This window comes from Saccharothrix longispora (assembly GCF_030852425.1).
GTDB classification, from domain to species: domain Bacteria; phylum Actinomycetota; class Actinomycetes; order Mycobacteriales; family Pseudonocardiaceae; genus Actinosynnema; species Actinosynnema longispora.
This window is the reverse complement of the sequence record NZ_NSDM01000001.1, coordinates 535801-558999: the sequence shown is the minus strand read 5'-3', so window position 1 is coordinate 558999 and position 23199 is coordinate 535801. Positions and strand designations below refer to the sequence as shown.

Sequence of the window (23199 nt, the reverse complement as noted above, 5' to 3'; positions counted from 1 at the left end):
CTCACGCCTTCGGAATGTCGAACAGGCTCATGAACCCGGCGGCGAACCCCAGGTCGCCCTTGACCTTGAGCTTGCCGGTCATGAACAGCACCGGCGCCGACGCGTTGCCGGTCGCCAGCTTCAGGAACTCCACCGGGCCCAACGTCACAGTGGCACGCGGGTCACGGGTCCCGCCCTTGTTGATCGTGCACGTCGAGTCCTCGATGACGGCCTCGTACACGTCCTCGCCGGAGTCGGTGAAGGCGCCGGTGAGCCGGAAGTGCACGACGGCGCGGGTCGCGCCGGAGCGGTCGCTGCGGAAGTGGGCCTCCATGCGCCGGAACACCTCGTCGAGCACGCGCTCGCGCAGGCCGGGCCGGGACGTCACGGCGTCGATCTGGTCCTTGGAGGCGCGCGAGACGATGCGGGCGAAGTTCTGCGCGTCCATCGTCGCCAGGTCGAGGTCTGCGCCACCGTCGGCGAGGTCGCCGAGCGCGCCGAGCAGGTCGGCGAACTCGTCCTTGCCGAGCTTCCTGGGGTCGATGGCGCGCGCGATGACGTCGATGTCGACGCCGGCGAGCGCCGGATCGGCAGGATCGACCTGCTTGAGCGTTGAGATCAGCTCGCCGGGACTGAGCTTCGCGATCGCCTCGGTGGTGAGGTCGATGGTCATGGTGGCACCTCCGATACCTACTCGGCGGTAAATCTACTGGCGAGTAGGTAAGCGGGCAAGGCCCTCGGAGTAATCTTGTGCCGGCAATCCAGGGGGTGCGATGCACGCAGAGCAACCGGTCCGCACCGGTCGGGCCAAGAGGCTGCCGCGCGAGGTGCGCGAACGGCAGATCATGGACGCCGCGGTGGACGTCTTCTCACGGTTGGGGTTCCACGCCGCGTCGATGGACGAGATCTCCGAGGTCGCCGGCATCTCGAAACCCATGCTGTACGCGTACCTGGGCTCCAAGGAGGAGCTGTTCGCCACCTGCATCCGACGCGAGGCGACCCGGATGATGGAGGCGATCGCGAACGGCGTCGAGGCCGAGGAGCCGCCGGACGTCCAGCTGTGGAGCGGGCTCCGGGCGTTCTTCGGGTTCGTCGGCGAGAACCGCGCGAGCTGGCAGGTGCTGCACCGCCAGGCGTCGTCGCAGGGCGGGCCGTTCGCCCAGGAGCTGGCGGACATGCGCGGCCGGGCGATCAGCCTCGTGGCGGCGCTGCTCGTGCACTCGGCGGACTCCGGCGACGTGCCGCGGGCCGGTGACAAGGAGGCCGAGTCGCTGGCCGCGGCGCTGGTGGGCGCGGGCGAGTCCCTCGCGGACTGGTGGCTCGACAACCCCGCCGAGCCGGCCGGCGTCGTCGCCGCCCGGCTCATGAACCTCGTCTGGATGGGGTTCGGCGACCTCGTGGCGGGCGACGTGTGGCACCCGCCGTCGAGGCGCGCCGAGCAGAAGGTCGGTACCGAGCAGGGGGGCGACTAGGCTCGGCTCGGGTCAGGACTGGGCCAGGGCCTTCTTCAGCACGCCGATCGCCTGGGTGATCGCGGCTTCGGCGGCGTGGGTGCCGCGCAGGGCGTCGAGCATCACGAAGTCGTGGATCACGCCCTGGTAGCGGACGGCGGTCACCGGCACGCCCGCCTCGCGCAGCTTGTCCGCGTACGCCTCGCCCTCGTCGCGCAGCACGTCGGCCTCGGCGGTGATCACGAGCGCCGGCGGCAGGCCCGCGAGCTGCCCGGTCGACGCGCGCAGCGGCGACGCGGTGATCTGCGCGCGCTCGCCCTCGTCGGTCGTGTACTGGTCCCAGAACCACTGCATGGCGTCGCGGCGCAGGAAGTAGCCCTCGGCGAACTCGTGGTAGGACGGGGTGTCGAACGCCGCGTCGGTCACCGGGTAGAACAGCACCTGCTGCGCGAACGCGACGTCGCCGCGCTCCTTGGCGAGCAGCGTCAGGGCGATCGCCATGTTCCCGCCGACCGAGTCGCCCGCGACGGCCAGGCGCGAGCCGTCCAGGTCCTTCGCGGCGCCCTCGGTGACGACCCAGCGCGCGACGGCGTAGCTCTCCTCGACCGCGGTGGGGTACTTGGCCTCGGGCGAGAGGCTGTAGTCGGGGAACACGACGGCCGCGCCGGTGCCGACGGCCAGTTCGCGGACCAGGCGGTCGTGGGTGTGGGCGTTGCCGAACACCCAGCCGGCACCGTGCACGTAGAGCACGACGGGCAGCGGGCCGGTCGAGCCGGCGGGGCGGACGATCCGCACCGGCACCTCGCCGACGTTCACGATCTCCTCGTCGACCTCGGGCTTGGCCACCTCGCCGGACTGCACGGCGTCGACGGTCTTGCGGCCCTCGACCGGACCCAGGTCGAACAGGTACGGCGGGTTGGCGGTCGCGGCGGCGAACTCCGCGGCGGCGGGCTCCAGGACGGTCATCTCGGGCTCCTTCGGGCGTTGGCCGGGTCGTCCGGCCGACAACCAAAAAGCTAGCCTCCAAGTAACTTGCGCACAAGGTAAATGGGGGCGTGGACACCGTGGCGGTGCTCACGTCCGGCTCAGCCCCTGATCACGCCTTCCAGGTGCGGTCGATCCGACCAGACCGCGAACCGCCGGCCGTCACCGGTCGGCGTGGTCGAGAAGTCGACCCGGCCCGGCAGCGGGATCGGCGCCTTGAACCGCACGTCGACCTCGCACGCGTCCGGCAGGCGCCCCTCGAACGCCGCCACCGCCCGCGCCTTCGACCACATGCCGTGCGCGATGGCCCGGGGGAAGCCGAACGCCCGTGCGGCCAGCGCGTGCAGGTGGATGGGGTTGCGGTCGCCGGACACCGCCGCGTACCGCCGCCCCAGGTCGCCGGGCAGCCGCCACACCGCGGTCGGCTCGGGCGCCTCGGCGCGCCCGCCCCTCCCGGCGGAACCGGACCGGCCGGACCCGCCGGAGCCACTGGACCCGCCGGAGCCGCCGTCGCGGCGGAGATATGTCGACACGTCGACCCACGCCTCCTCGCCCCCCCTCGACACCGTCGTCACGACGTCGAACTGCCGCCCGCGCTCGTGCGGCCGCAGGTCGGCCAGCTCCACGCGCACCGACAGCGGGTCGGTGACGAGCAGCGGCCGGGTCCGCGTGATCCGGTTCGCCACGTGCACCAGGCCGGGCAGCGGGAACGGGAAGTCGCGCGCGGTCATCAGCCCGATCTGGAGCGGGAAGCCCAGCACGTGCGGGTAGGTGATCGGCAGCTCGTCGCGCACCCCGAACCCGCACACCGCCCGGTAGGCGTCGAGGTGGGCGCGGTCGACGGTCAGCTCGGCGTCCAGCGACGACGACGGCAGCGCGGAGCCGCGCCGGGCGAACCCGGTCAGGGCGGCCTTGGCGTAGAGCAGCGTCAGGTTGGCCATCACGCGCCCAGCAGGCTCTGCCCGCACACGCGCACGACGTTGCCGTTCACGCCGGACGAGGCGGGGTGGGCGAACCAGGCGATGGTCTCGGCGACGTCCACCGGCAGTCCGCCCTGGGACGCGCTGTTCATCCGCCGGCCCGCCTCGCGGATGAGCAGGGGCACGGCGGCGGTCATCGCCGTCTCGATGAACCCCGGCGCGACGGCGTTGACCGTGGCCCGACCGGCGAGCCGCTCGGACAGCGCGTCGACCATGCCGATCACGCCCGCCTTGGTGGTGGCGTAGTTGGTCTGGCCGACGTTGCCCGCGATGCCCGCGATGGACGACACGCCGACGATCCGGCCGTTCGGGCGCAGCGCGCCGACCCCGCCCCCCTCGGCGAGCAGCGCCTCGTTGACCCGCTGCTGCGACGCCAGGTTCACCGCGACCACCGCGTCCCACCGGTCCGCGTCCATCCGGGCGAGCGTCCTGTCCCGCGTGATGCCCGCGTTGTGCACGACGACGTCCACGCCGCCGTGGCGCCCGGTGAGGTGCTCGACGATCCGCGCCGGGGCGTCGGCCGCCGTGACGTCGAGCTGGAGCGCCGAGCCGCGCACCCGGTTCGCGACCTGCGACAGCTCCTCGCCCTGCGCGGGCACGTCGAGGCACACCACGTGCGCGCCGTCGCGGCCCAGCACCTCGGCGATGGCCGCGCCGATGCCGCGCGACGCCCCGGTGACCAGGGCGACCCTCCCGTCGAGCGGCCGGTCCCAGTCGCGCGGCGCCTCGACCTCCGCCGGGCCGACGCGCACGACCTGGCCGGACACGTACGCCGACCGCCCGGACAGCAGGAACCGCAGCGTCGACTCGACCGCGTCCTCCGCGCCCGGCGCGACGTGCACGAGCTGCGCCGTCCCGCCGCGCCGCAGCTCCTTGCCGACCGACCGGGTGAACCCCTCCAGCGCGCGCTGCGCGATCCGCTCGTCGGTGGACCCGGTCAGCTCCGGCGGCGTGCCCAGCACGACCACCCGGCCGCACGGCCCGAGCGACCGGATCACCGGCTGGAAGAACGCGCGCAGCCCGCGCAGCCCCTCGACCGAGTCGATCCCGGTGGCGTCGAACACCAGCGCCCCGTACCGCTCCTCCGCGCGCGCCGGCTCGGACGCCACGTCCAGCCCGGCGGCCCCGAGGACCGCGCGAAGGGGGCCGACGAGCCGCCCGCCACCGCCGAGCAGCACGGGGCCGTCGAGCGGGGGCCGGGTGGGTGAGTGCCTGCGCAGCGGGTACGGGGAGGGCAGGCCCAGCTTGCCCACCACGAACCGCCCGACACCGGAGTTGGCGAACGCCTGGTACCGATCCATGCCCACATCACACTCCCTACTCGCTAGTAAGTCTACTGACCGGTAGATAAGATGGGCGGGACACGCCCCTCACCCTGGAGGACGACATGGCCCGAGTTGCCATCCTCGGCGGCAACCGCATCCCCTTCGCGCGCTCCAACGGCCCGTACGCCGGGGCGTCGAACCAGGACATGCTCACCGCCGCGCTGGACGGCCTGGTCAGCCGGTTCGGGCTCCAGGGCGAACGGCTGGGCGAGGTCGTCGCGGGCGCGGTGCTCAAGCACAGCCGGGACTTCAACCTCGTCCGCGAGTGCGTGCTGGGCAGCGCCCTGTCCGCCGAGACCCCCGGCCACGACCTCCAGCAGGCGTGCGGCACGGGCCTCCAGGCCGTCATCGCGGTGGCCGACAAGATCGCGCTGGGCCGGATCGAGGTCGGCGTCGCCGGTGGCGTCGACACCACCAGCGACGCGCCCATCGCGGTGAACGAGGACCTGCGGGGCGTGCTGCTGGAGTTCAACCGGGCGCGGACCGCCGGAGCCAGGCTGCGCGCCGCGCTGAAGCTGCGCCCCCGGCACGTCGTGCCGTCCGTCCCGCGCAACGGCGAGCCGCGCACCGGCCTGTCGATGGGCGAGCACGCCGCGATCACCGCGAAGGAGTGGGGCATCGCCCGCGAGGACCAGGACGCGCTGGCCGCCGCCAGCCACCGCAACCTCGCCGCCGCCTACGACCGCGGGTTCTTCGACGACCTGGTCACCCCGTTCCAGGGCCTGACCCGCGACCAGAACCTGCGGCCGGACTCGTCGGTGGAGAAGCTCGCGAAGCTCCAGCCGGTGTTCGGCCGGGGCGAGGGCGCCACGATGACCGCGGGCAACTCCACGCCGCTCACCGACGGCGCGTCCACCGTGCTGCTGGCCTCGGAGGAGTGGGCCGCGGCCCGGAACCTGCCGGTGCTGGCCTACCTCACGTTCAGCGAGACGGCGGCGGTCGACTACGTGCACGGCGGCGAGGGCCTGCTCATGGCACCCGCCTACGCCGTGCCCCGGATGCTGGCCCGCGCCGGGCTGACCCTCCAGGACTTCGACTTCTACGAGGTGCACGAGGCGTTCGCGTCGCAGGTGCTGGCCACGCTCAAGGCGTGGGAGGACGCCGACTTCTGCAAGGGCAGGCTGGGGCTGGACGCGCCGCTGGGCGCCATCGACCGCTCGAAGCTCAACGTCAACGGCTCGTCGCTGGCCGCGGGCCACCCGTTCGCGGCCACCGGCGGGCGGATCGTGGCGACGCTCGCCAAGCTGCTGGCCGAGAAGGGCTCCGGGCGCGGCCTGATCTCGATCTGCGCGGCGGGTGGCCAGGGCGTTACGGCGATCGTGGAGCGCTGAACCTTTCGGGTTACTCCGAACGGGTGAGATCGGTAACGGAACGGAGCGATTTACCGCTTCATGTGACATGAACCACTCACGGCTCTTCGCCGCAGTCGTGCTGGTGGCGGCCTGCGCTGCCTGCGGGGAGGACTCCGGCAACCCCACGACCGTGCGCATCGGGGTCACCGCCTCCGCCAACGAACCGCGGGTCGGCCTCACCTCGCAGGTGACCGACCGGCTCACGGCCGCGCTCACCCGCGGCCAGACGCGGGTCGTCGTCTACCGCGAGGGCGAGGACGCGGGCACCGCGTACTCCGACGAGGTCCTGTCGGCCGCCGACGACGCCGAGGTGCGGGAGCGGCTGTTCCGCCTCGACGGGCAGCTCGCGCAGATCGGCGGCACGACCGGCCGGCTCGACCCGTTGTCCGTGCTCGCCGACATGGCCGCCGCGCCCGGTCCGGCGCTGCTCGTGCTGCACAGCAGCGGGTTGCAGACCACGGACCCGCTCGACCTGACCCGCCTCGGCCTCGACCTCGACGTGGCGGCCGCGGTCGCGGCCGTGCCGGACGACGCCCTGCCCGCCCTCACCGGGAAGGACGTCGTCTTCTCCGGCCTCGGCCAGGTGGCCGGCCCGCAGCCGCCGCTGCCGCCCGGCGCCCAGGAGGCGCTCGTCGAGCTGTGGCTGGGCATCTGCCGCGAGTTCGACGCGGCGAGCTGCACCCACGACCCGGGACCGGCTCCGGCCGGCGGGCCGATCGCGCGCGGCGAGGTGCCGGTGGTGGACCTGGGGCAGGTGGAGAACCGGGACGCGCTCGTGCACGTGCCCAGCTCCGTGGTGTTCAAGGCGGGCGGCGACGAGCTGGCACCCGGCGCGGAGGACGTGCTGCGGCAGGTGGCGGAGAAGTTCGACGGGCGCACCACGGCGCGGGTCGTCGTGCGCACGGCCACGTCCGCGTCGGCGGAGCAGGCGGCGGACCTCACCCGGCGCCGCGCCCAGCGCGTGGTGTCGGCGCTGGTCGACCTCGGGGTGAGCCGGTCGGCGTTCGTCGAGGTGGTGGGTGCGGGCTTCGGCTCGCCGCTCGACGTCGACCTCGACACCGCGGGCGACCTGGTGCCCGGCGCGGCGGCGCGCAACCGGTCGGTGGTGGTGGAGCTGGTGGCGCCGCGGGTCAGCGGCTGAGCCGGGTCCTCAGTCCAGGAGCGCCCAGGTGGCGGTGCACCGCACCGTCACCGTGATCCGCTGCGCCTCCAGGGAGAGCTGGTCGACCTGCGGCGGCACGCCCGGCGACCCGCCGTACCCGGCCACCGCCGCGCGCGACTCGACCGCCCACTGCGTCTCGGCGTCGCCGTCGGCGAGCCGTTGCAGGGGACCCAGCCGCGCGCCCAGCGCGCGCGCGTAGCCCTCGGCCCGGCGGCGCGCGTCCGCCACGGCCTCACCCTGGGCCTCCGCCACGGCCTCGGCGTCGTCCGAGAGCTGCCAGTTCGGGCCGCCGAGCCACGTCGGCTCGGCGGCGACCGCGGTGGCCAGCAGCTCGTCGAGCACGGTCACGTCGTCGACCCGGACCACGTAGTTCTGGCTCGCCCGGCCGCCGGAGCGGCGCGAGCCGTCCCAGTTGTCGTTGACGGTGAGCTGCCGCGACCGCACCTCGACGCCCGGCCGCGCGAACGCGGGTTCCAGCGCGGCGACCCGCCCGGTCAGCCGGTCCACCGCCTCGGCGCGCGTCGAGCCCGTCGCCTCGAAGCTCACCTGCACCTCGGCCCGGTCGGCGGTCCGCTCGACCCGGCCGACACCCTTCGTCACCACCTCAGCCACGACCGCCACGCTACCGGCCGTGCCGTTCCCCGGGCCCGTTCCCGACCGGCGGGGAGGCGGTGCCCGGCGTGCCCCGCCCTTCCGCCGCCGGGTCGGGCGGTCTTCGTTGCCACGTCCGGCCCAGCAGATGTCCTACAGGCGAATCGTCGGACACTTAGGCGTAGCTACCGATGATTCGCCGGCGTGTGCGCCAACTCACCGGATAATCGGGTGCATCGCGCGGCTGGAAGGTGCATACTTGAGGCACATCACCGAGAAGACGTTGAGAGGGATGAACCCCGTGAACTTCACTGCGAAGCTCCGCGCTCGTCGTGTCGAGGCTCGCAACCGCAAGGCCGTGGCCCGAGCGATCGACATGGCGTCCACCCCCGCGATGCGCCACGAGCTGATCGCGATCGCCCAGAGCCAGGTGACCTCGCTCCGCTGACGCGGCGCAGGACCTGCCGGTCCGTGTGACGACCGCCCGACGACACGCGGGCGCGCCGCCCCGTCGTCCACGCCGGCCAGGGGGAGGAATGAAGCCCTGCCGCACCTCCCGCGCGGCAGGGCTTCGTCACATCCAGGACATGATCTGCGTCACACCCGATAGGCGATGTAACAGTCCACGATCGGGTCTCGATGTCCCAGATGACCCCGCAGTGCTGTCGGACCCCCGACCTGGCAGCACCGCGGGGTTTCCCATGTCCGGCTACTTGGCCGTCGCCGAACCGTTCCAGGTGTCGTCCGCCCTGCGGGCACGCCCGATCATCACTTGTTCCCCCTGTGTTTCCCTTGTCCCCCATGGACGACACCATCGTGCCGGCGCGGTCCGACAATTTCCGCGCGTCCGCTGGGGGCATGAGGTGATGAGGCTCCCGCTCCTGGTCGTGGACGCGGCCAACGTGGTCGGCTCGGTGCCCGACGGTTGGTGGCGCGACCGGGCAGGGGCCACCACCCGCTTGAGGGACAACCTCGTGGGTGTAGCCGAACACGGCCTGCCATCTCTTCCAGGCCCGCTGGAAGTGGTCCTGGTGGTCGAGGGCAAGGCGAGGCACGTGGCACCGGTACCCGGCGTCCGCGTGGTCCCGGCCACCGGCGACGGCGACGACGAGGTCGTCGCGGTCGTCCGCGCGGAAGGCGCGGACCGCCCGGTCGCGGTGGCCACCGCGGACCGCGCGCTGCGGCTGCGCGTGGAAGCGCTGGGCGCGGCCGTCGTGGGCCCCCGCTCGGTCCGCTGGCGGGTCCCGCGTCGCACCCGTCCCTTCTGTTGCCGGTAGGTCAACTCCTCCACGCGCTGAAGTCCCGCCGACAGGCTTCCGCGAACCCGGGACGGCCATGTCCCTCGCTCGCGAGCACGTCGAGCAGGTCATCGACCGCGGGGCGCGCCGGTAGCGGGAAACCTGCCGCCGCAACGCCGAGTGGACCGCGTTCGGGGACAGTTCGAGTCGGTCCTGCAGGAAGTCGTCCCGGTGGAGGGCCACGATGTCATACCGCTCGAGCGCGGTCTGCGGAAAGTCCCTCAGGTTCTCGGTGGCCAGTACCTCGGCTCCTCCTCGGACGGCTGCGGCCAGCGCGTGCCGGTCCTTCGGGTGGTTTCCATCGAGTCGATCAAATGCTCGTACCCCAAGACCCGCGCGTCGGGGAAGTGGCGGCTCATCCGGTCGATCCGATGGGCCGCCTTTCCGCTGTCGCACCGCGCTTGCGCGGGTTGCGATCGAGTTCGTCGAGCACGCTCGCGGACCACAGCGGCCGGTGGATCCGACACTCGGCGATGCTCAGGGGCGTGTCGCACAGGTATGGCTTGAGCAGGACGCAAGTGTCCGAGAAGGCGGGAACAAGGATCACTTGTGTTCGTCGTTCGGCATCCGCTCGAACGGCGTGTCCAAGGGCAGGTCGTACAGGCCGTCGTCCTCGCCGTCCCGGACCATCTCGTCCAGGCCCGTCGCCCGGGCCCGGCGAGCCCGCTCCCGGTATGCGAGGAGATCGGTGAGGCGCACCCGCCGATGCCGGTTCGGCTGGTCGTAGGGGATCTTCTTCGCTTCGAGCAGGCGCACCAGGGTGGGGCGCGAGACGCCGAGCAGATGCGCGGCCTCGCTCGTGGTCAGCACGGTGTGCTGAGGAGCCACGGTGATCGCCAGCCCCTGTGACATGGCGGCCACCACGCTGCGGAGCACGTCGAACACCTCGGCGGGAAGGTCCAGCCGGGTGCCGTCCGGGGCAAGCAGTGCGGCGTTCCCGTCACCGGGTCTGGCCAGTGCCGCGACGAAGGACGACAAGCTCTCCAGACTGGTAGGCGGCAGCAACGTGCGCTCTCCCATGATCGCTGTCATACCTCAAGCGTAGCTCGAAACGAACAAAACGAAAGGTATGTCATCCACATGGTGGACGGGGAAACAATCCGCCCCTGATGTCGTGTTGACTCCCGACGTGACGACCGCTCAACGCCGCCGCGCCCGTGTCCGCGCCCCCGAGCTGGTGGGGCGCGGCTGGCTCAACACGGGGAACCGGGAGATCAGGCTCAGCGACCTGCGCGGCAAGGTCGTGCTCCTGGACTTCTGGTCCTTCTGCTGCATCAACTGCCTGCACGTGCTGGACGAGCTCCGCCCCCTGGAGTCCGAGTTCCACGACGTCCTGGTCACCATCGGCGTGCACTCGCCGAAGTTCGCCCACGAGGCCGAGGCCGCCTCCCTGGAAGCCGCCGTCGAGCGCTACCAGGTGGACCACCCCGTGCTGGACGACCCCGAGCTGACCACCTGGCAGAACTACGCCGTCAAGGCGTGGCCCACGCTCGTCCTGGTCGACCCCGAGGGCTACGTCGTGCACGTCGCCGCCGGCGAGGGTCACCTCGACGCGCTGCGCCAGGTCGTGTCCGAGGTCGTCGCCGAGCACGACGCCAAGGGCACGCTGCACCGCGGTGACGGCCCGTACGTCGCGCCGCCGCCCGCCGCGACCGAGCTGCGCTTCCCCGCCAAGGCCGTCCTGACCCCGTCGAACACGCTCCTGGTCAGCGACTCGGCGCACCACTCCCTGGTCGAGCTGGACACCGACGGCGAGACCGTCCTCCGCCGCATCGGCACGGGCGCGCGCGGCCGCGCGGACGGCCCGCGCCCCACGTTCTCCGAACCCGCCGGCATCGCGCTGCTGCCCGACCACGTCGCCGCCCGGGTCGGCTACCACGCGGTCGTCGCCGACACCGTCAACCACCTGCTGCGCGGCCTCGACCTGGACACCGGCGAGGTCACCACGGTCGCCGGCACCGGCGAGCAGTGGCGCGGCGGGGACGCGGACGGCCCGGCCGGCGCGATCGACCTCACCAGCCCGTGGGACGTCGCCTGGTGGGAGCCCGCCGGCGGCGTCGTCGTCGCGCTCGCCGGCAACCACACCCTCGGCCTGTTCAAGCCGCTGGAGGACCGCGTCGAACGCCTCGCCGGCACCACCGTCGAGGGCCTGCACGACGGCCCCGCGGCGGAGGCGTTCTTCGCGCAGACCTCCGGCCTGGCCGCCGACGGCGACCGGCTGTGGCTGGTCGACTCCGAGACCTCGGCGCTGCGCTACCTGGACGCGGACCTCACCGTCCACACCGTCGTCGGCAAGGGCCTGTTCGACTTCGGCCACCGCGACGGCCCGGCCGACCAGGCCCTGCTCCAGCACCCGCTGGGCGTCACCGTGCTGCAGGACGGCGCGGTCGCCGTCGCCGACACCTACAACGGCGCGGTCCGCCGCTACGACCCGGCCACCGGCGAGGTGTCCACCCTGGTCACCGACGTCGCCGAACCGTCCGACGCGGTCCTGGTCGACGGCGAGCTGGTCGTCGTGGCCTCCGCCGCGCACCGCCTGGAACGGCCCGTCGCGCCCGGCGTGCGACTGGTCGGCGGCGACGCGCACCGGGTCAAGCGCCCGCCGTCGGTCATCGCGCCCGGCGAGGTCGAACTGGCCGTCGTGTTCACCCCGCCGACCGGCCAGAAGCTCGACGACCGCTTCGGCCCGTCCACCCGCCTGGAGGTCACCAGCTCCCCGCCGGGACTGCTGCTCGAAGGGGCGGGGACGGGCACCGACCTGGTCCGGCGGATCGTGGTCGCGGAGGGCTTCGCCGAGGGCGTGCTGCACGTCGTCGCGCAGGCGGCGAGCTGCACGGACGACCCGGCCGTCGAGCACCCGGTGTGCAAGCTGGCCCGCCAGGACTGGGGGGTGCCCGTGCGCGTCGAGACCGGCGGACCGGACAGGCTACCCCTGATGATGGGTGGCCTCGACGAGGGCATCTAGACTCCGCTGGTGCCCGATGTCAAGCTCGAGATCCAGATGCTGCACGACCGCGTGATGGTGCGGATCTCGCCGGAGGACGGCGAACGCCGCAGCAGCGGCGGCATCGTGATCCCGGCGACCGCCCAGATGGCGAAGCGCCTGGCCTGGGGGGACGTGCTGGGGGTCGGCACGAACGTGCGGCACGTCAAGGTCGGCGACCGCGTGCTGTTCAACCCCGAGGACCAGTTCGAGGTCGAGGTCCAGGGGAACACCTACCTGGTGATGAGGGAACGGGACGTGCACGCCACCGCCACCGAGCGGACGGACCACGGGACCGGGCTTTACCTGTGACGGGTTTTACCAGTGAACCGCCCGACCGTGATCGTCGCGTGACGACGGTCGGGTAATCAGTCCCAGGAGCTTGCGGAGAGGCAAGAGGGGGAGCGGTGCCGGAGAACCAGCGACCGGAGTACGACGCCGAGCGGACCAAGGCCATGGAGCCGGTCCGCCCGTCGGGCACCGCATCCGAACGGACGGCGCACATCCAGGCGTCCTCCGTGCAGGAGGCCGCGTGGCCGCAGGACGAGCCGGACGCCGAGCCCGATCCCGCGGCGACGGTCCGGAACGTCACGCCGCCCAAGGGCCTGCCCCTGCCGGCCGCCACCCGGCCGGCGCCGCCCACCGACGTGACCCGCGCCCTGTCCGGCGAGACCACGCGCAACCTGAACGGCGAGCAGGCGCGCGACCCCGGCGGTGACCGGAAGCCCGCCGAGCAGACCCGGACGATCCCGGCCGACCAGACCCGCGCGATCCCGGCCGAGCAGACCCGGGCGATGCCCGTCGACCAGACGCGGGCCATCCCGGCCGAGCAGACGCGCGCGATGGCGTCGCCGCCGGTCACGCCCCCGCCGGCGGCGGGCGAGCAGACCCGCGCCATCCACACCCCGCCCGGCGGGTTCGGCCGGCAGCCGTCGCCGTCGGAGCAGACCACGGTCTTCGCCACCCCGGTCACCGCGCCCGAGCCGAACGACTCCGGCGTGTACGGCCCGGTCATGGTCGACGAGCGCGCCGGGGCCGACGAGGCCGAGGCCAAGCGCAAGCGCCTGCGCAGGACCGGCCTCATCGCCGCCGCCGCGATCGGCGTGCTGGTCGTCCTCTACGGGCTGGACATCCTGATCTCCTCCGGCAACGTGCCGCGCGGCGTGACCGTCGCGGGCGTGGACGTCGGCGGCATGGGCCACGGCGAAGCCGAGCAGAAGCTGCGCGACGAGATCGGTCCGCGCCTGGCCGCGCCGGTGAAGGCGCGCGCGGGCGACGTGGAGGTCGAGGTCGACCCGAAGGCCGCGGGCCTGGAGCTGGACTGGGCGAAGACGCTCGACCAGGCCGGCAGCCAGCCGTTGTCCCCGATCACGCGCCTGACCTCGTTCTTCACCTCGCACGAGGTCGGCTTCGCCACCAAGAACGACGACGCGAAGCTCACCGCCGCGCTGGAGGGCCTGCGCGGCACCACCGACCACGACCCGGCCGAGGGCACGATCCGCTTCGAGGGCGCGAACGCCGTCGCGGTCGACCCGAAGCAGGGCCAGAAGCTCGACGTGCCCGGCGCGTCGGAGGCGATGCTCGCCTCCTGGGCCGACGGCGGCACGGTCGAGCTGCCGGTGGCCACGACCCCGGTGAAGACGACCAAGGAGGGCGTCGAGAAGACGCTGGACGAGGTCGCCAAGCCCGCCGTCGCCGCGCCGGTGATCATCAAGGGCGAGGGCAAGGACGCGACGCTCACGCCCGAGCAGCTCGGCACGGTGCTGGTGTTCGAGCCCGCCGACGACGGCAGCCTGAACGCCAAGGTCGACAACAACAAGGTCGTCGAGCACGCCGGTCCGCAGCTCAAGGAGACCGAGAAGGAGGGCAAGGACGCCGAGATCGTGTTCGAGGGCGGCCGGCCCACCGTCAAGGAGTCGGTCGACGGCCTCGGCGTCGACTGGGAGAAGTCCCTGGCCACCTTCATGGACGTGCTCAAGCGCGGCGACGACCGCGCGATCAAGGCCGAGTACAAGCACACGCCCGCGAAGGTCACCACCGAGCAGGCGAACAAGATGGGCATCAAGGAGGTCATCGGCGAGTTCCAGACCGGTGGCTTCGCGCCCGACTCCGGCACGAACATCCGCGTGGTGGCCGAGAAGGTCAACGGCGCGATCGTGAAGCCGGGCGAGACGTTCAGCCTCAACGGCTACACCGGGCCGCGCGGCACGGCGCAGGGCTACGTCGAGGCGGGCATCATCGAGAACGGCATCCCCGGCCGCGCGGTCGGCGGCGGCATCTCGCAGTTCGCCACGACGCTCTACAACGCCTACTACAACGCGGGCATGAAGGACGCCGGCCACAAGGAGCACAGCTACTGGATCACGCGCTACCCGAAGGGGCGCGAGGCCACCGTGTTCATGGACAACGCCGGCAACAGCCTGATCGACATCAAGTTCACCAACCCGGACGAGACGGGCGTGGCGATCCAGACGATCTGGACCCCCTCGTCGATCAAGATCGTCCTGTGGGGCACCAAGAACTACGACGTGACGGGCTCCACCAGCGCCGAGTTCAACCCGACGCCGCCGCAGGAGAAGAAGGTCACGACCAAGCCGTGCAGCCCGAGCAACGGGGCGCCCGGCTTCTCGGTGACCGACACCCGCACGATCACCGACCGCCGCACGGGCCAGTCGCGCAGCGAGTCGCGGACGGTCCGGTACGACCCGCAGTTCAAGATCATCTGCGAGGGCTGACCCCCTGGGTTTCGCCGGTAGCCACGATCGGGTAGTCACCCGATCGTGGCTACCACTGCTTCGGAAGTGCGGAGACATCCCGCCGTCCAGGTCCTCGGACGCGCCGGGATGGTCTGCTACGGGGTCGTACACGTGCTCTTGGCGGCGTTGACGGCGCAGGTCGTGTTCGGTGACTCCGGTGAGCGCACCGACCAGAAGGGCGCGGTGGCCCTCCTCGCCGAGACCGGCTTCGGCCCGTTCCTGCTGTGGGTCATCGCGATCGGCCTGTTCGCCTTCGCGGTGTGGCAGGTCACCATGGCCGTCTCCGGCTACAGCTGGGAGACCGAGAAGCGCAAGCGCGTCTACCACCGGTTCGGTTCGGTGGGGCGTGCCATCACCGCCACCGCGATCGGGATCGCGGCGGTGAACTACGCGACCGGCTCGTCGCAGAGCAACTCCACCCAGCAGTCCCAGGAGTGGACCGCGAAGTTCCTCGCGCTGCCGTTCGGCCAGGTCATCGTGGGCATCGCGGCGCTGGCGATCATCGCCCTGGGCTTCATGGTGGCGCGCAAGGGCGTGAAGAAGTCCTTCGAGCGCGACCTGGACATGTCCGAGCTGCCCGCGGGCAGCCGCAAGTGGGTCGAGCGCACCGGTCGCATCGGCTGGATCGGCAAGGGCATCGCGTACGCCCTGATCGGCGTCCTGGTCGGCCTGGCCGCGCTCAACGCCGACGCGTCGGAGTCCGGCGGGTTGGACAAGGCGCTGCACACCCTGGCGGCCCAGCCGTACGGGGTCTTCCTGCTGGCCGTGATCGCGCTGGGCTTCCTCGGCTTCGGCCTCTACTGCTTCGCGGCGGCCAAGGCCCACAAGGTCTGACCCGCCGCCAGGTCATCGGGGCCGGCGCCCACCTCCTCCTGGGCGCCGGCCCCGTGCTGTCACCGGGTCCGGGCGCCACCGGTTCCCGGGTGCGCGCCACGGTCGGACGGCACCCGCGGGGCGTCTGGTTGGCCACAACCCGGTCAAGCGGCCTTGCCGGGGTTACTGACAGGTAATACCCTGTTGTTACCGGTCAGTAGGGGACCGCCCCGACCAGCATGGAGTGAGCGACGAGATGGGTCACTACAAGAGCAACGTCCGGGACCTCGAGTTCAACCTCTTCGAGGTCTTCAACGTGCAGGACCACCTCGGCACGGGGCCGTTCGAGCAGTCCGACGAGGACACCGCGCGCGGCGTGCTTGCCGAGCTCAACAACCTGGCGGTCGGTCCGCTGGCGGAGTCCTTCGCCGACGCCGACCGCAACCCCCCGGTCTTCGACCCGAAGACCCACTCGGCGACCCTGCCGGAGTCCTTCAAGAAGTCCTACCAGGCGGTCTGGGACGGCGAGTGGTACCGCCTGTCCCTGCCCAACGAGCTGGGCGGCTTCGGCATCCCGCCGTCGGTGCAGTGGGCGGCCTCCGAGCTGATCCTGGGTGCCAACCCCGCCGTCTACATGTACCTGGCCGGCCCCAACTTCGCCGCCGTCGTGCACCGCAACGGCACCGAGCAGCAGAAGCGCTGGGCCGAGATCATGATCGAGCGCGGCTGGGGCGCCACCATGGTGCTGACCGAGCCCGACGCCGGCTCCGACGTGGGCGCGGGCCGCACCAAGGCCGTGCTCCAGGAGGACGGCACCTGGCACATCGACGGCGTGAAGCGGTTCATCACGTCCGCCGACCAGGACATGACCGAGAACATCATGCACCTGGTGCTGGCGCGGCCCGAGGGCCCCGGCATCGAGGCGAAGCCCGGCACCAAGGGCCTGTCGCTGTTCCTGGTGCCCAAGTGGCACTTCGACCCGCAGACCGGCGAGTCGACCGGTGAGCGCAACGGCGCCTTCGTCACCAACGTCGAGCACAAGATGGGCCTCAAGGTCTCGACCACGTGCGAGCTGACGTTCGGCCAGCACGGCGTCCCGGCCAAGGGCTGGCTGCTCGGCGAGGTGCACAACGGCATCGCGCAGATGTTCCAGGTCATCGAGTACGCGCGCATGATGGTCGGCACCAAGGCCATCGCCACGCTGTCCACCGGCTACCTCAACGCCCTGGCCTACGCCAAGGAGCGCGTGCAGAGCGCCGACCTGACCCGCATGACGGACAAGACCGCGCCGCGCGTGACCATCACGAACCACCCGGACGTGCGCCGCAGCCTGATGCTCCAGAAGGCGTACGCCGAGGGCCTGCGCGCGGTCTACCTCTACACCGCGACCCAGCAGGACAAGATCGCCCTGGGCGGCCCCGACAAGGAGCTGGCCGAGAAGGTCAACGACCTGCTGCTGCCGATCGTGAAGGGCGTCGGCTCGGAGCGCGCCTACGAGCAGCTCGCGCAGTCGCTCCAGACCCTGGGCGGCTCGGGCTTCCTCCAGGAGTACCCGATCGAGCAGTACATCCGGGACTCGAAGATCGACTCGCTGTACGAGGGCACCACGGCCATCCAGTCGCTGGACTTCTTCTTCCGGAAGATCATCCGGGACAAGGGCCAGGCGCTGGGCTTCCTCAGCGGCGAGATCCAGGCGTTCCTGGACAACGAGGGCGGCAACGGCCGGCTCAAGGAGGAGCGCGCCCTCCTCAAGCAGGCGCTGGAGGACCTCCAGGGCATGCTCGGCGCGCTGGTCGGGTTCCTGACCAGCTCGCAGGAGGACGTGCGCAACCTCTACAAGGTCGGCCAGAACAGCGTCCGCCTGCTGATGACCGCCGGTGACGTGCTGGTCGGCTGGCTGCTGCTGCGCCAGGCCGACGTGGCGCTGGCCAAGCTGGACGGCACCGTGTCGGCGCGCGACAAGGCGTTCTACGAGGGCAAGGTCGCCGTGGCGTCGTTCTTCGCGAAGAGCGTGCTCCCCGAGCTGACCGCGCGCCGCAGGATCACCGAGACGACGGACAACTCGCTCATGGACGTGGACGAGGCGTCGTTCTGACCTGACCCGGGAGTCCAACCCAGGTCCCGGGAGTCCAACCCCCAGGACCCCTGGGTTCTACGTCCAGGTCGCCAACCCGGTGGTCGAACGTGGAACTCAGGGGTTCTGGGGGTTGGACTCCCGGTGGGGTCAGCCGGCGGGGTGGGCGTTCGTCCCGCTCGCCAGCAACCCCGCCTGGTAGGCCAGCGACACCGCGTGGGTGCGGTCGCGGGCCCGCAGCTTGCGCAGGATGTTCTTCACGTGCGTGCGCACGGTCTCGACCGACACGTACAGCTCGCCCGCCACGGCCTGGTTCTCCAACCCGTCCGCGATGAGCTGGAGCACCTCGTACTCCCGCCGCGACAGCGACCGCCGCGAACCGGCCTCGGCGGTCGGCGTGAAGCCCGCGGCCAGCGGGGCGAGGGTCGGGTCCACGTACACGCGCTCGGCGTGCGCCCGCACGATCGCCTGCAGCACCTCGCCGATCTCACCCGCCCTGGGCACGAGGCCGTGCACGCCGGCCGACAGGGCCGCCCGCACGTACTTCGCCGTGCGGTGCGGCTCGCGCACCAGCGAGACGACCACGAGCGCCGGGTCGTTGCCCGCCAGCAGGGTCGCCAGCTGCCCCTGCGGGTCGAGGACCGAGTCGATCAGCAGCACGTCCGGCCGCAGGCGCTCGTGCAGGCGCACGGCCGAGTGCGGGTGGCCGGTCGCGCCGAGCCACTGCAGGCCGGGCGTGCGCCTGACCACGGCCGCCACCCCTTCGCGGTACAGCGGCACGGGGTCGACCAGGGCGATCCCCGGTCCCGCGGCACGCCGATCGCCACCCGCCGAGGGCGGACGCGCGTTGACACCGGTTCGCATGACCATGCGACACGCTCGGGTGTCCCCTATGACGCGGTTCCATGAAAAAACTTCGCGCTCCTCCGCGTCACATATATGAACAAGAGTCACGAATGTGACTCAATGACCTCCTGTGACCTTCCGCACGGGGCAACACCCTCGTAAGACGTACGTCACACACCCATGTGGGGCGTCGCGCACCGCCGCCCGCAAGATCGCGCAGCCACCCCGTGGGCCGGAGCACTCGTGGAGGTCTCATGGGCACCCTCGACTGGGTCGTCGTCGGTGGGTACTTCTTCGTGATGGTGGCCATCGGCTACTGGTCACGCGGGCGGATCAAGAACATCGCGGACTTCTTCACCGCGGGCGGTCGGATGCCGTGGTGGCTCTCCGGCATCTCGCACCACATGTCCGGCTACAGCGCGGTCATGTTCGTGGCCTTCGCCGCCGAGGCGTACCGCCTCGGGCTCACCGTCTACATCTGGTGGGCGCTCACCATCGGCGTCGGCGTGGGCATCGGCGCGTTCCTGTGGGCCGGGACCTGGAACAGGCTGCGCTCCAAGCACGGCGTGAAATCGCCGCTGGAGTACCTGGCCCGCCGCTACAACGTGCCGACGCAGCAGATCATGGCGTGGGCCGGCGCGGCGCTGAAGGTCGTCGACATCGCCGCCAAGTGGGTCGCCGTCGCGCTGCTCCTCCAGGGCTTCGCGGGCGTGCCGATCTGGCTCGGCATCGCGCTGGTCGGCGTCGTCACGATGGTCTACTCGGTGATGGGCGGCCTGTGGGCCGACGCCCTCACCGACTTCGGCCAGTTCATCATCCAGGGCCTCGCCGGCATCGCCATGTTCGTCGCGGTCGCGGCGCACTTCGGCGGCATCAGCTTCATGTGGGAGATCTGGGACCAGCTGCCCGAGTCGCACTCCGACCCGCTGTCCGGCCAGTACACGATGATCTTCTTCATGGCGCTGTTCCTGATCAAGACGCTGGAGTACAACGGCGGCATGTGGAACCTGGCGCAGCGCTACATGGCCGCGCCGACGGGGGCCGCGGCCAAGCGGTCCGCGCTGCTGTCCAGCTTCCTGTGGCTGGTCTGGCCGCTGATCCTGTTCTTCCCGATGTGGGCGGCGCCGCTGATCGTGCCCGGCATGGAGGCCAACGCCGAGCAGGCGTACGTGGAGATGGGCAAGGCCATGCTCCCCGCGGGCATGGTCGGCCTGGTCCTGGCGGGCTTCTTCTCGCACACCATGGCGATGGTGTCCTCGGACGCCAACGTGATCTCCGCCGTCATCACCCGGGACATGCTGCCCAGGCTGTGGAAGGGGGCGACCAGGCTCGGTGAGGCGTCCCAGCTCCAACTGGCCCGGATCACCACCTTCCTGTTCATCGGGCTGAGCATGACGATCGCGCTCACCGCCGACACCAAGGGCTTCGTGCTCAAGGTGGTGATCGCCCTGGTGGCGGCCACGATGGGCCCGATCGCGATCCCGCTGATGCTCGGCATGCTGCCGTGGTTCAAGCGGGTCGGGCCGACCGCGGCGATGAGCTCCACCATCGGCGGCCTGCTGACGTGGGCCGTGCTGTACGTGATGCAGCTGAACAAGAGCGAGTTCGTCACGCAGGCGGTGATCGTGTCCTGGCCGCTGCTCGTGTCGCTGGTGCTGTACCTGCTCATCGGCCTGGTGATCAAACCGGAGCCGTCGGCGGACCGGGCGGCGCTCGTCGACTCGCTCCAGTCCGACGACGAGCGCGAGTCCGTGCGCGCCTGATCCGTGTGAAGCACCACCTCCGCTGTGCGGGTGCCGTCGCGCACCCGCACAGCGGGAGGATGGGTGCCTGGCAGCCGCGGGACGAGGCCGAGTCGCACGCCGGGTGGCGGCTCTGGATGGCGCTGAGCACGCGCGTCTGGCCGGCGCCGGACTGGGACGGCGTGCCGTCGACCGCCGTGCGCGGACTGGCCGACCTGCTCGCCGAGTGCGCCGACATCCGCGGCACCTACCCCGGCGACCCGCTGGCGGCCGTGCTGCGACTGGTCGACTCCGTGGTGTTCGTGGTGGGCCTGCCCGTGGACCTGTGGCGCGACGACCACGTGCCGGTCGACGCGGACCGGGCCGCGCTGCTGCACAGCGACCTCGCGGGCGTGGCCGAGCACGCCGCGTCGGTGCGGGCGCTGCTCGCCGCGGGCGGCGGGTGGGCCGAGCTGGAGGCCGGGTGACCAGGTCCTGTGGTGGTCGTCGCACCCCCGGACGTCATCCGTCCAAGTAGTATGGGCACTAATGATTAGTGCACTAAACGCCGAGGACCCGCTGGACCTGGAGCGGCAGGTCTGCTTCGCGCTGTCCATCGCCTCGCGGAACGTGGTCGCGCTCTACCGCCCGCTGCTCGACCCGATGAACCTGACGCACCCCCAGTACCTGGTGATGCTCGCCCTGTGGGGTCGGGCCCCCCTGTCGGTGAAGGAGTTGAGCCGGATGCTGGCGCTCGAACCCGCCACGCTGTCCCCGCTGCTCAAGCGGCTGGAGGCGGTCGGCTACGTGACCCGGTCGCGCGACGCGGCCGACGAGCGGATGCTGGCCGTGGCGCTGACCCCGGAGGGCGCGGCGCTGCGCGAGCGGGCGCTGGAGATCCCGCCCGCGATCGTGGCGAAGCTCGGCATGTCCCTGGACGAGCTGCGCGACCTGCACGGCGTGCTGACGCGCGTCATCGCCGCCGCGGAGCGCACGTGAAGCCCGGGCTGCCGCTGCGGGTCTGGTACCTGCTCGGCGGGCGACTGCCCCAGCACCACCGCGAGTGGGTCTTCCAGCAGGCGACCAAGCCGTCGTGGCTGCTCTGGTTCGGCATGCGGATGTTCCTCCAGGTCCTGCCGCTGACCATCGCGATCACCCTGGCCCTGGTGCTGGGCCTCGGCTCGCCGTGGCCGCTGGCCGTCGCGTGCGGCTCGCTCGGCCTGATCGTGGGCGTCTACTTCGGCGTGTCGTACGCGATCGAGAGCACCGACCACCGGATGACCAAGTACGGCTACCCGCGCGGCGCGGCGGCCGAGGTGCGGCGCGCGCGGACCGAGCGCGACCAGGAGCGCTACCGGGCGGTCTGGCGCACGCCGGAAAACGGGTCCTGACCGGACGCGGCCTCGGCCGGCGCGCCCGCCGTGGAAGCGGTGGCGCGGGCGTTCGACCTCGGCACGGTGCTCGACCACGTCCCGGTACCGGGGCGCCTCGCACCCGGTGCGGCGGCTGCGCACGACCCGGGCACGTGGGCCTGGCTGCGCTAATCGCGCGGCACCACCACGACCTGGTGCTCGTCCTCGTAGACGACCCGGCCGGGGTCGCAGGACTCGACCCGCTCCCACCCGATGCCGTGCGCGGTCAGGATCTCCGGGTAGCCGCCGATCCGCTCGACCAGGTGGCCCGCCCCGTCGACCTTGAACCAGGCCACCGCGCCGGGGTCGACCTCCCGGTCGGACACGGTCGGGTCGACGTGCGACGGCGTCACGCAGGCCGCGTCGTGCCAGTCGTTGTCGACCCGCCGGAACCGCTCCTGCTCGTCCGTCAGCAGCCCCTCCCGCGCCAGCCTGTCGACCAGCATGAAGATCCCGGGGAAGAACCCGCGTTCGTGGCGTTCCGTGCCCTGGAAGCGCAAGTAGGTCGTCACGGGTCCGACGCCTCGCGGCAGTCCGACGGCACCGCGACAGCGGTCTCGCGCACGTGATCCCCCTCGGATCGACACGACAGGGGCGGGTGGCCGGAATCGAACCCGCCCCCACAGCTCGGGAACCCGGTCCCACCAGCCCTGCTCCGGGGCGTTGACCTGCTGCGGTGGGAGGTCCTGAAGGACGGGTGTAGCCCGCTGTCGACCAATGCTCGTCGCACAGAAGTCGCACGGAGCCATCTCGGGACTCGTCTCGGTGGGAACAGGTCCCGATCACGACCTGGGGCGGCGTGAGCCGATCAGGTCGGCAGGATCGAGGGGGACGGTCCCACCGCCGGGGACGTCGACGGTGCCGCGAGTGCCTGCCTGGAGCGTCGAGACCTCCACGTACGCGCCCCCGTCCAGCCGGTGGCAGCAAACGACCGGTCCACTTCCGGAACCGTCGGCAATGAGGTCACCTACAGTGTTGCCGGGCTGGGGTGTCGTGTCCGCATCCGACTGCGGATCGTTCGAATTGCTCTTCTTCTTCGACGTGGTTCCGCAGATGTGCGGGGTGCTGCCCGGCTTGTTCGGGTAGGGCTGCGGGTGGCGTAGCAGCACGCGGCTGTCGGTCGACGGGGGTGGGTATGGAGATCGAGCTGGCCAAGGCCGTGGCGGCGCTGCGGGACGAACTGCTGGAGGCGGTGGTCTACGGGCGCGGCCAGGACGTCAACTTCGTGGTGGGTCCGATCGAGTTGGAGTTCGGGGTGGAGCTCAAGGCCGACGCGAAGGCCAAGGGCGGGTTCAAGGCGTGGGTGGTGGCGGCCGAGGTGGAAGCGGGCGTGGGCCGCGTGGCCACCCACCGGGTGAGGGTGTCGCTGACCCCGAAGGACAAGAGCGGGAAGGACCTTCTGGTCAGCGGCTCGGAACCGCATCCGGAAGGCCCGGGGGATGTGTCGGGCTACATCGAGCCCTGACCCGTCC

The 23199-nt window shown here is 71.7% G+C and carries 23 protein-coding genes and 1 pseudogene; 15 read left to right on the top strand and 9 right to left on the bottom strand.

Annotation, left to right across the window (positions count from 1 at the left end; all coding sequences use genetic code 11):
- Window position 1 precedes the first annotated feature (1 nt).
- Window positions 2-652 carry an SCP2 sterol-binding domain-containing protein gene (locus CKY47_RS02930; RefSeq protein ID WP_306744019.1) on the bottom strand — a complete coding sequence of 217 codons (651 nt, stop codon included), beginning with the start codon at window positions 650-652 and terminating at the stop codon, window positions 2-4.
- Between the two features lie 100 nt (window positions 653-752).
- Between CKY47_RS02930 and CKY47_RS02925 the strand changes: the two genes are divergently transcribed.
- Window positions 753-1451, top strand: a complete 699-nt coding sequence (locus tag CKY47_RS02925) for a TetR/AcrR family transcriptional regulator (RefSeq protein WP_306744018.1) — start codon at window positions 753-755, stop codon at window positions 1449-1451.
- 12 nt (window positions 1452-1463) lie between these two features.
- Here CKY47_RS02925 and CKY47_RS02920 read toward each other — a convergent pair whose 3' ends face one another.
- From CKY47_RS02920 to CKY47_RS02910, 3 genes are all read right to left on the bottom strand, one after another.
- On the bottom strand, window positions 1464-2396 hold the full coding sequence (locus CKY47_RS02920; RefSeq protein ID WP_306744017.1) for an alpha/beta hydrolase: 933 nt from the start codon (window positions 2394-2396) through the stop codon (window positions 1464-1466).
- Window positions 2397-2515: 119 nt separating this feature from the next.
- On the bottom strand, window positions 2516-3355 hold the full coding sequence (locus CKY47_RS02915) for a MaoC/PaaZ C-terminal domain-containing protein (RefSeq protein ID WP_306744016.1): 840 nt from the start codon (window positions 3353-3355) through the stop codon (window positions 2516-2518).
- Window positions 3355-4695, bottom strand: coding sequence for a 3-oxoacyl-ACP reductase (locus CKY47_RS02910; RefSeq protein WP_306744015.1), 1341 nt, complete (start codon window positions 4693-4695; stop codon window positions 3355-3357). Before CKY47_RS02910 ends, CKY47_RS02915 begins: the two co-directional genes overlap by 1 nt.
- A gap of 86 nt (window positions 4696-4781) precedes the next feature.
- On the opposite strand from CKY47_RS02910, the gene CKY47_RS02905 reads away from it, so the two are divergent.
- Together CKY47_RS02905 and CKY47_RS02900 are read left to right on the top strand one after the other, a co-directional pair.
- Complete coding sequence (locus CKY47_RS02905) at window positions 4782-6050, top strand: acetyl-CoA C-acetyltransferase (protein WP_306744014.1); 1269 nt, start codon at window positions 4782-4784, stop codon at window positions 6048-6050.
- A 67-nt stretch (window positions 6051-6117) separates the two neighbouring features.
- A complete protein-coding gene (locus CKY47_RS02900; protein ID WP_306744013.1) occupies window positions 6118-7212 on the top strand; it encodes an OmpA family protein in 1095 nt (364 codons plus the stop codon).
- Between the two features lie 9 nt (window positions 7213-7221).
- Here CKY47_RS02900 and CKY47_RS02895 read toward each other — a convergent pair whose 3' ends face one another.
- A complete protein-coding gene (locus CKY47_RS02895; protein WP_306744012.1) occupies window positions 7222-7845 on the bottom strand; it encodes an SIMPL domain-containing protein in 624 nt (207 codons plus the stop codon).
- A 238-nt stretch (window positions 7846-8083) separates the two neighbouring features.
- Between CKY47_RS02895 and CKY47_RS02890 the strand changes: the two genes are divergently transcribed.
- Together CKY47_RS02890 and CKY47_RS02885 are read left to right on the top strand one after the other, a co-directional pair.
- Window positions 8084-8272, top strand: coding sequence for a hypothetical protein (locus CKY47_RS02890; RefSeq protein WP_306744559.1), 189 nt, complete (start codon window positions 8084-8086; stop codon window positions 8270-8272).
- Between the two features lie 418 nt (window positions 8273-8690).
- On the top strand, window positions 8691-9101 hold the full coding sequence (locus CKY47_RS02885) for an NYN domain-containing protein (RefSeq protein ID WP_306744011.1): 411 nt from the start codon (window positions 8691-8693) through the stop codon (window positions 9099-9101).
- Window positions 9102-9236: 135 nt separating this feature from the next.
- Here the strand turns inward: CKY47_RS02885 and CKY47_RS37240 are convergent.
- Together CKY47_RS37240 and CKY47_RS02880 are read right to left on the bottom strand one after the other, a co-directional pair.
- A pseudogene (locus CKY47_RS37240) lies at window positions 9237-9305 on the bottom strand (hypothetical protein); the annotation flags it as partial.
- A gap of 360 nt (window positions 9306-9665) precedes the next feature.
- Window positions 9666-10154 (bottom strand): helix-turn-helix domain-containing protein, encoded by a 489-nt coding sequence (locus CKY47_RS02880; protein ID WP_306744010.1) that lies wholly within the window; start codon window positions 10152-10154, stop codon window positions 9666-9668.
- Between the two features lie 37 nt (window positions 10155-10191).
- On the opposite strand from CKY47_RS02880, the gene CKY47_RS02875 reads away from it, so the two are divergent.
- The 5 genes from CKY47_RS02875 to CKY47_RS02855 all read left to right on the top strand — a co-directional run bounded on the left by CKY47_RS02875 (window position 10192) and on the right by CKY47_RS02855 (window position 17769).
- Window positions 10192-12087, top strand: coding sequence for an NHL domain-containing thioredoxin family protein (locus CKY47_RS02875; protein ID WP_306744009.1), 1896 nt, complete (start codon window positions 10192-10194; stop codon window positions 12085-12087).
- A gap of 36 nt (window positions 12088-12123) precedes the next feature.
- Window positions 12124-12417 carry a GroES family chaperonin gene (locus tag CKY47_RS02870; protein WP_141984069.1) on the top strand — a complete coding sequence of 98 codons (294 nt, stop codon included), beginning with the start codon at window positions 12124-12126 and terminating at the stop codon, window positions 12415-12417.
- Window positions 12418-13118: 701 nt separating this feature from the next.
- Window positions 13119-14840: a VanW family protein gene (locus tag CKY47_RS02865; protein WP_306744532.1), complete on the top strand. Its 1722-nt coding sequence runs from the start codon at window positions 13119-13121 to the stop codon at window positions 14838-14840.
- Window positions 14841-14948: 108 nt separating this feature from the next.
- Window positions 14949-15695, top strand: a complete 747-nt coding sequence (locus CKY47_RS02860; RefSeq protein ID WP_306744531.1) for a DUF1206 domain-containing protein — start codon at window positions 14949-14951, stop codon at window positions 15693-15695.
- 235 nt (window positions 15696-15930) lie between these two features.
- Window positions 15931-17769, top strand: a complete 1839-nt coding sequence (locus CKY47_RS02855) for an acyl-CoA dehydrogenase (protein WP_306744008.1) — start codon at window positions 15931-15933, stop codon at window positions 17767-17769.
- Between the two features lie 129 nt (window positions 17770-17898).
- Here CKY47_RS02855 and CKY47_RS02850 read toward each other — a convergent pair whose 3' ends face one another.
- Complete coding sequence (locus CKY47_RS02850; RefSeq protein ID WP_371320616.1) at window positions 17899-18528, bottom strand: LuxR C-terminal-related transcriptional regulator; 630 nt, start codon at window positions 18526-18528, stop codon at window positions 17899-17901.
- A gap of 320 nt (window positions 18529-18848) precedes the next feature.
- On the opposite strand from CKY47_RS02850, the gene CKY47_RS02845 reads away from it, so the two are divergent.
- From CKY47_RS02845 to CKY47_RS02830, 4 genes are all read left to right on the top strand, one after another.
- Entirely contained in the window at window positions 18849-20357 is a 1509-nt protein-coding gene (locus CKY47_RS02845; RefSeq protein WP_306744006.1) for a sodium:solute symporter family protein, read from the top strand.
- Between the two features lie 59 nt (window positions 20358-20416).
- Complete coding sequence (locus CKY47_RS02840) at window positions 20417-20803, top strand: hypothetical protein (protein ID WP_306744005.1); 387 nt, start codon at window positions 20417-20419, stop codon at window positions 20801-20803.
- 61 nt (window positions 20804-20864) lie between these two features.
- Window positions 20865-21314, top strand: a complete 450-nt coding sequence (locus CKY47_RS02835) for a MarR family winged helix-turn-helix transcriptional regulator (protein ID WP_306744004.1) — start codon at window positions 20865-20867, stop codon at window positions 21312-21314.
- Window positions 21311-21706, top strand: coding sequence for a DUF5313 family protein (locus CKY47_RS02830; protein ID WP_306744003.1), 396 nt, complete (start codon window positions 21311-21313; stop codon window positions 21704-21706). The genes CKY47_RS02835 and CKY47_RS02830 overlap by 4 nt, the downstream gene beginning before the upstream one ends.
- Before the next feature lie 149 nt (window positions 21707-21855).
- Here CKY47_RS02830 and CKY47_RS02825 read toward each other — a convergent pair whose 3' ends face one another.
- A complete protein-coding gene (locus tag CKY47_RS02825) occupies window positions 21856-22239 on the bottom strand; it encodes a hypothetical protein (protein ID WP_306744002.1) in 384 nt (127 codons plus the stop codon).
- A gap of 623 nt (window positions 22240-22862) precedes the next feature.
- Between CKY47_RS02825 and CKY47_RS02820 the strand changes: the two genes are divergently transcribed.
- A complete protein-coding gene (locus CKY47_RS02820) occupies window positions 22863-23192 on the top strand; it encodes a trypco2 family protein (protein ID WP_306744001.1) in 330 nt (109 codons plus the stop codon).
- Window positions 23193-23199 lie beyond the last annotated feature (7 nt).

Bases quoted from the DNA above. Each gene is read 5' to 3' on its own strand.
- CKY47_RS02930 (WP_306744019.1), bottom strand. From the start codon at position 652: ATGACCATCGACCTCACCACCGAGGCGATCGCGAAGCTCAGTCCCGGC.
- CKY47_RS02925 (WP_306744018.1), top strand. From the start codon at position 753: ATGCACGCAGAGCAACCGGTCCGCACCGGTCGGGCCAAGAGGCTGCCG.
- CKY47_RS02920 (WP_306744017.1), bottom strand. From the start codon at position 2,396: ATGACCGTCCTGGAGCCCGCCGCCGCGGAGTTCGCCGCCGCGACCGCC.
- CKY47_RS02915 (WP_306744016.1), bottom strand. From the start codon at position 3,355: ATGGCCAACCTGACGCTGCTCTACGCCAAGGCCGCCCTGACCGGGTTC.
- CKY47_RS02910 (WP_306744015.1), bottom strand. From the start codon at position 4,695: ATGGATCGGTACCAGGCGTTCGCCAACTCCGGTGTCGGGCGGTTCGTG.
- CKY47_RS02905 (WP_306744014.1), top strand. From the start codon at position 4,782: ATGGCCCGAGTTGCCATCCTCGGCGGCAACCGCATCCCCTTCGCGCGC.
- CKY47_RS02900 (WP_306744013.1), top strand. From the start codon at position 6,118: ATGAACCACTCACGGCTCTTCGCCGCAGTCGTGCTGGTGGCGGCCTGC.
- CKY47_RS02885 (WP_306744011.1), top strand. From the start codon at position 8,691: ATGAGGCTCCCGCTCCTGGTCGTGGACGCGGCCAACGTGGTCGGCTCG.
- CKY47_RS02880 (WP_306744010.1), bottom strand. From the start codon at position 10,154: ATGACAGCGATCATGGGAGAGCGCACGTTGCTGCCGCCTACCAGTCTG.
- CKY47_RS02875 (WP_306744009.1), top strand. From the start codon at position 10,192: ATGTCATCCACATGGTGGACGGGGAAACAATCCGCCCCTGATGTCGTG.
- CKY47_RS02870 (WP_141984069.1), top strand. From the start codon at position 12,124: ATGCTGCACGACCGCGTGATGGTGCGGATCTCGCCGGAGGACGGCGAA.
- CKY47_RS02865 (WP_306744532.1), top strand. From the start codon at position 13,119: ATGGTCGACGAGCGCGCCGGGGCCGACGAGGCCGAGGCCAAGCGCAAG.
- CKY47_RS02860 (WP_306744531.1), top strand. From the start codon at position 14,949: ATGGTCTGCTACGGGGTCGTACACGTGCTCTTGGCGGCGTTGACGGCG.
- CKY47_RS02855 (WP_306744008.1), top strand. From the start codon at position 15,931: ATGGGTCACTACAAGAGCAACGTCCGGGACCTCGAGTTCAACCTCTTC.
- CKY47_RS02845 (WP_306744006.1), top strand. From the start codon at position 18,849: ATGGGCACCCTCGACTGGGTCGTCGTCGGTGGGTACTTCTTCGTGATG.
- CKY47_RS02840 (WP_306744005.1), top strand. From the start codon at position 20,417: ATGGGTGCCTGGCAGCCGCGGGACGAGGCCGAGTCGCACGCCGGGTGG.
- CKY47_RS02835 (WP_306744004.1), top strand. From the start codon at position 20,865: ATGATTAGTGCACTAAACGCCGAGGACCCGCTGGACCTGGAGCGGCAG.
- CKY47_RS02820 (WP_306744001.1), top strand. From the start codon at position 22,863: ATGGAGATCGAGCTGGCCAAGGCCGTGGCGGCGCTGCGGGACGAACTG.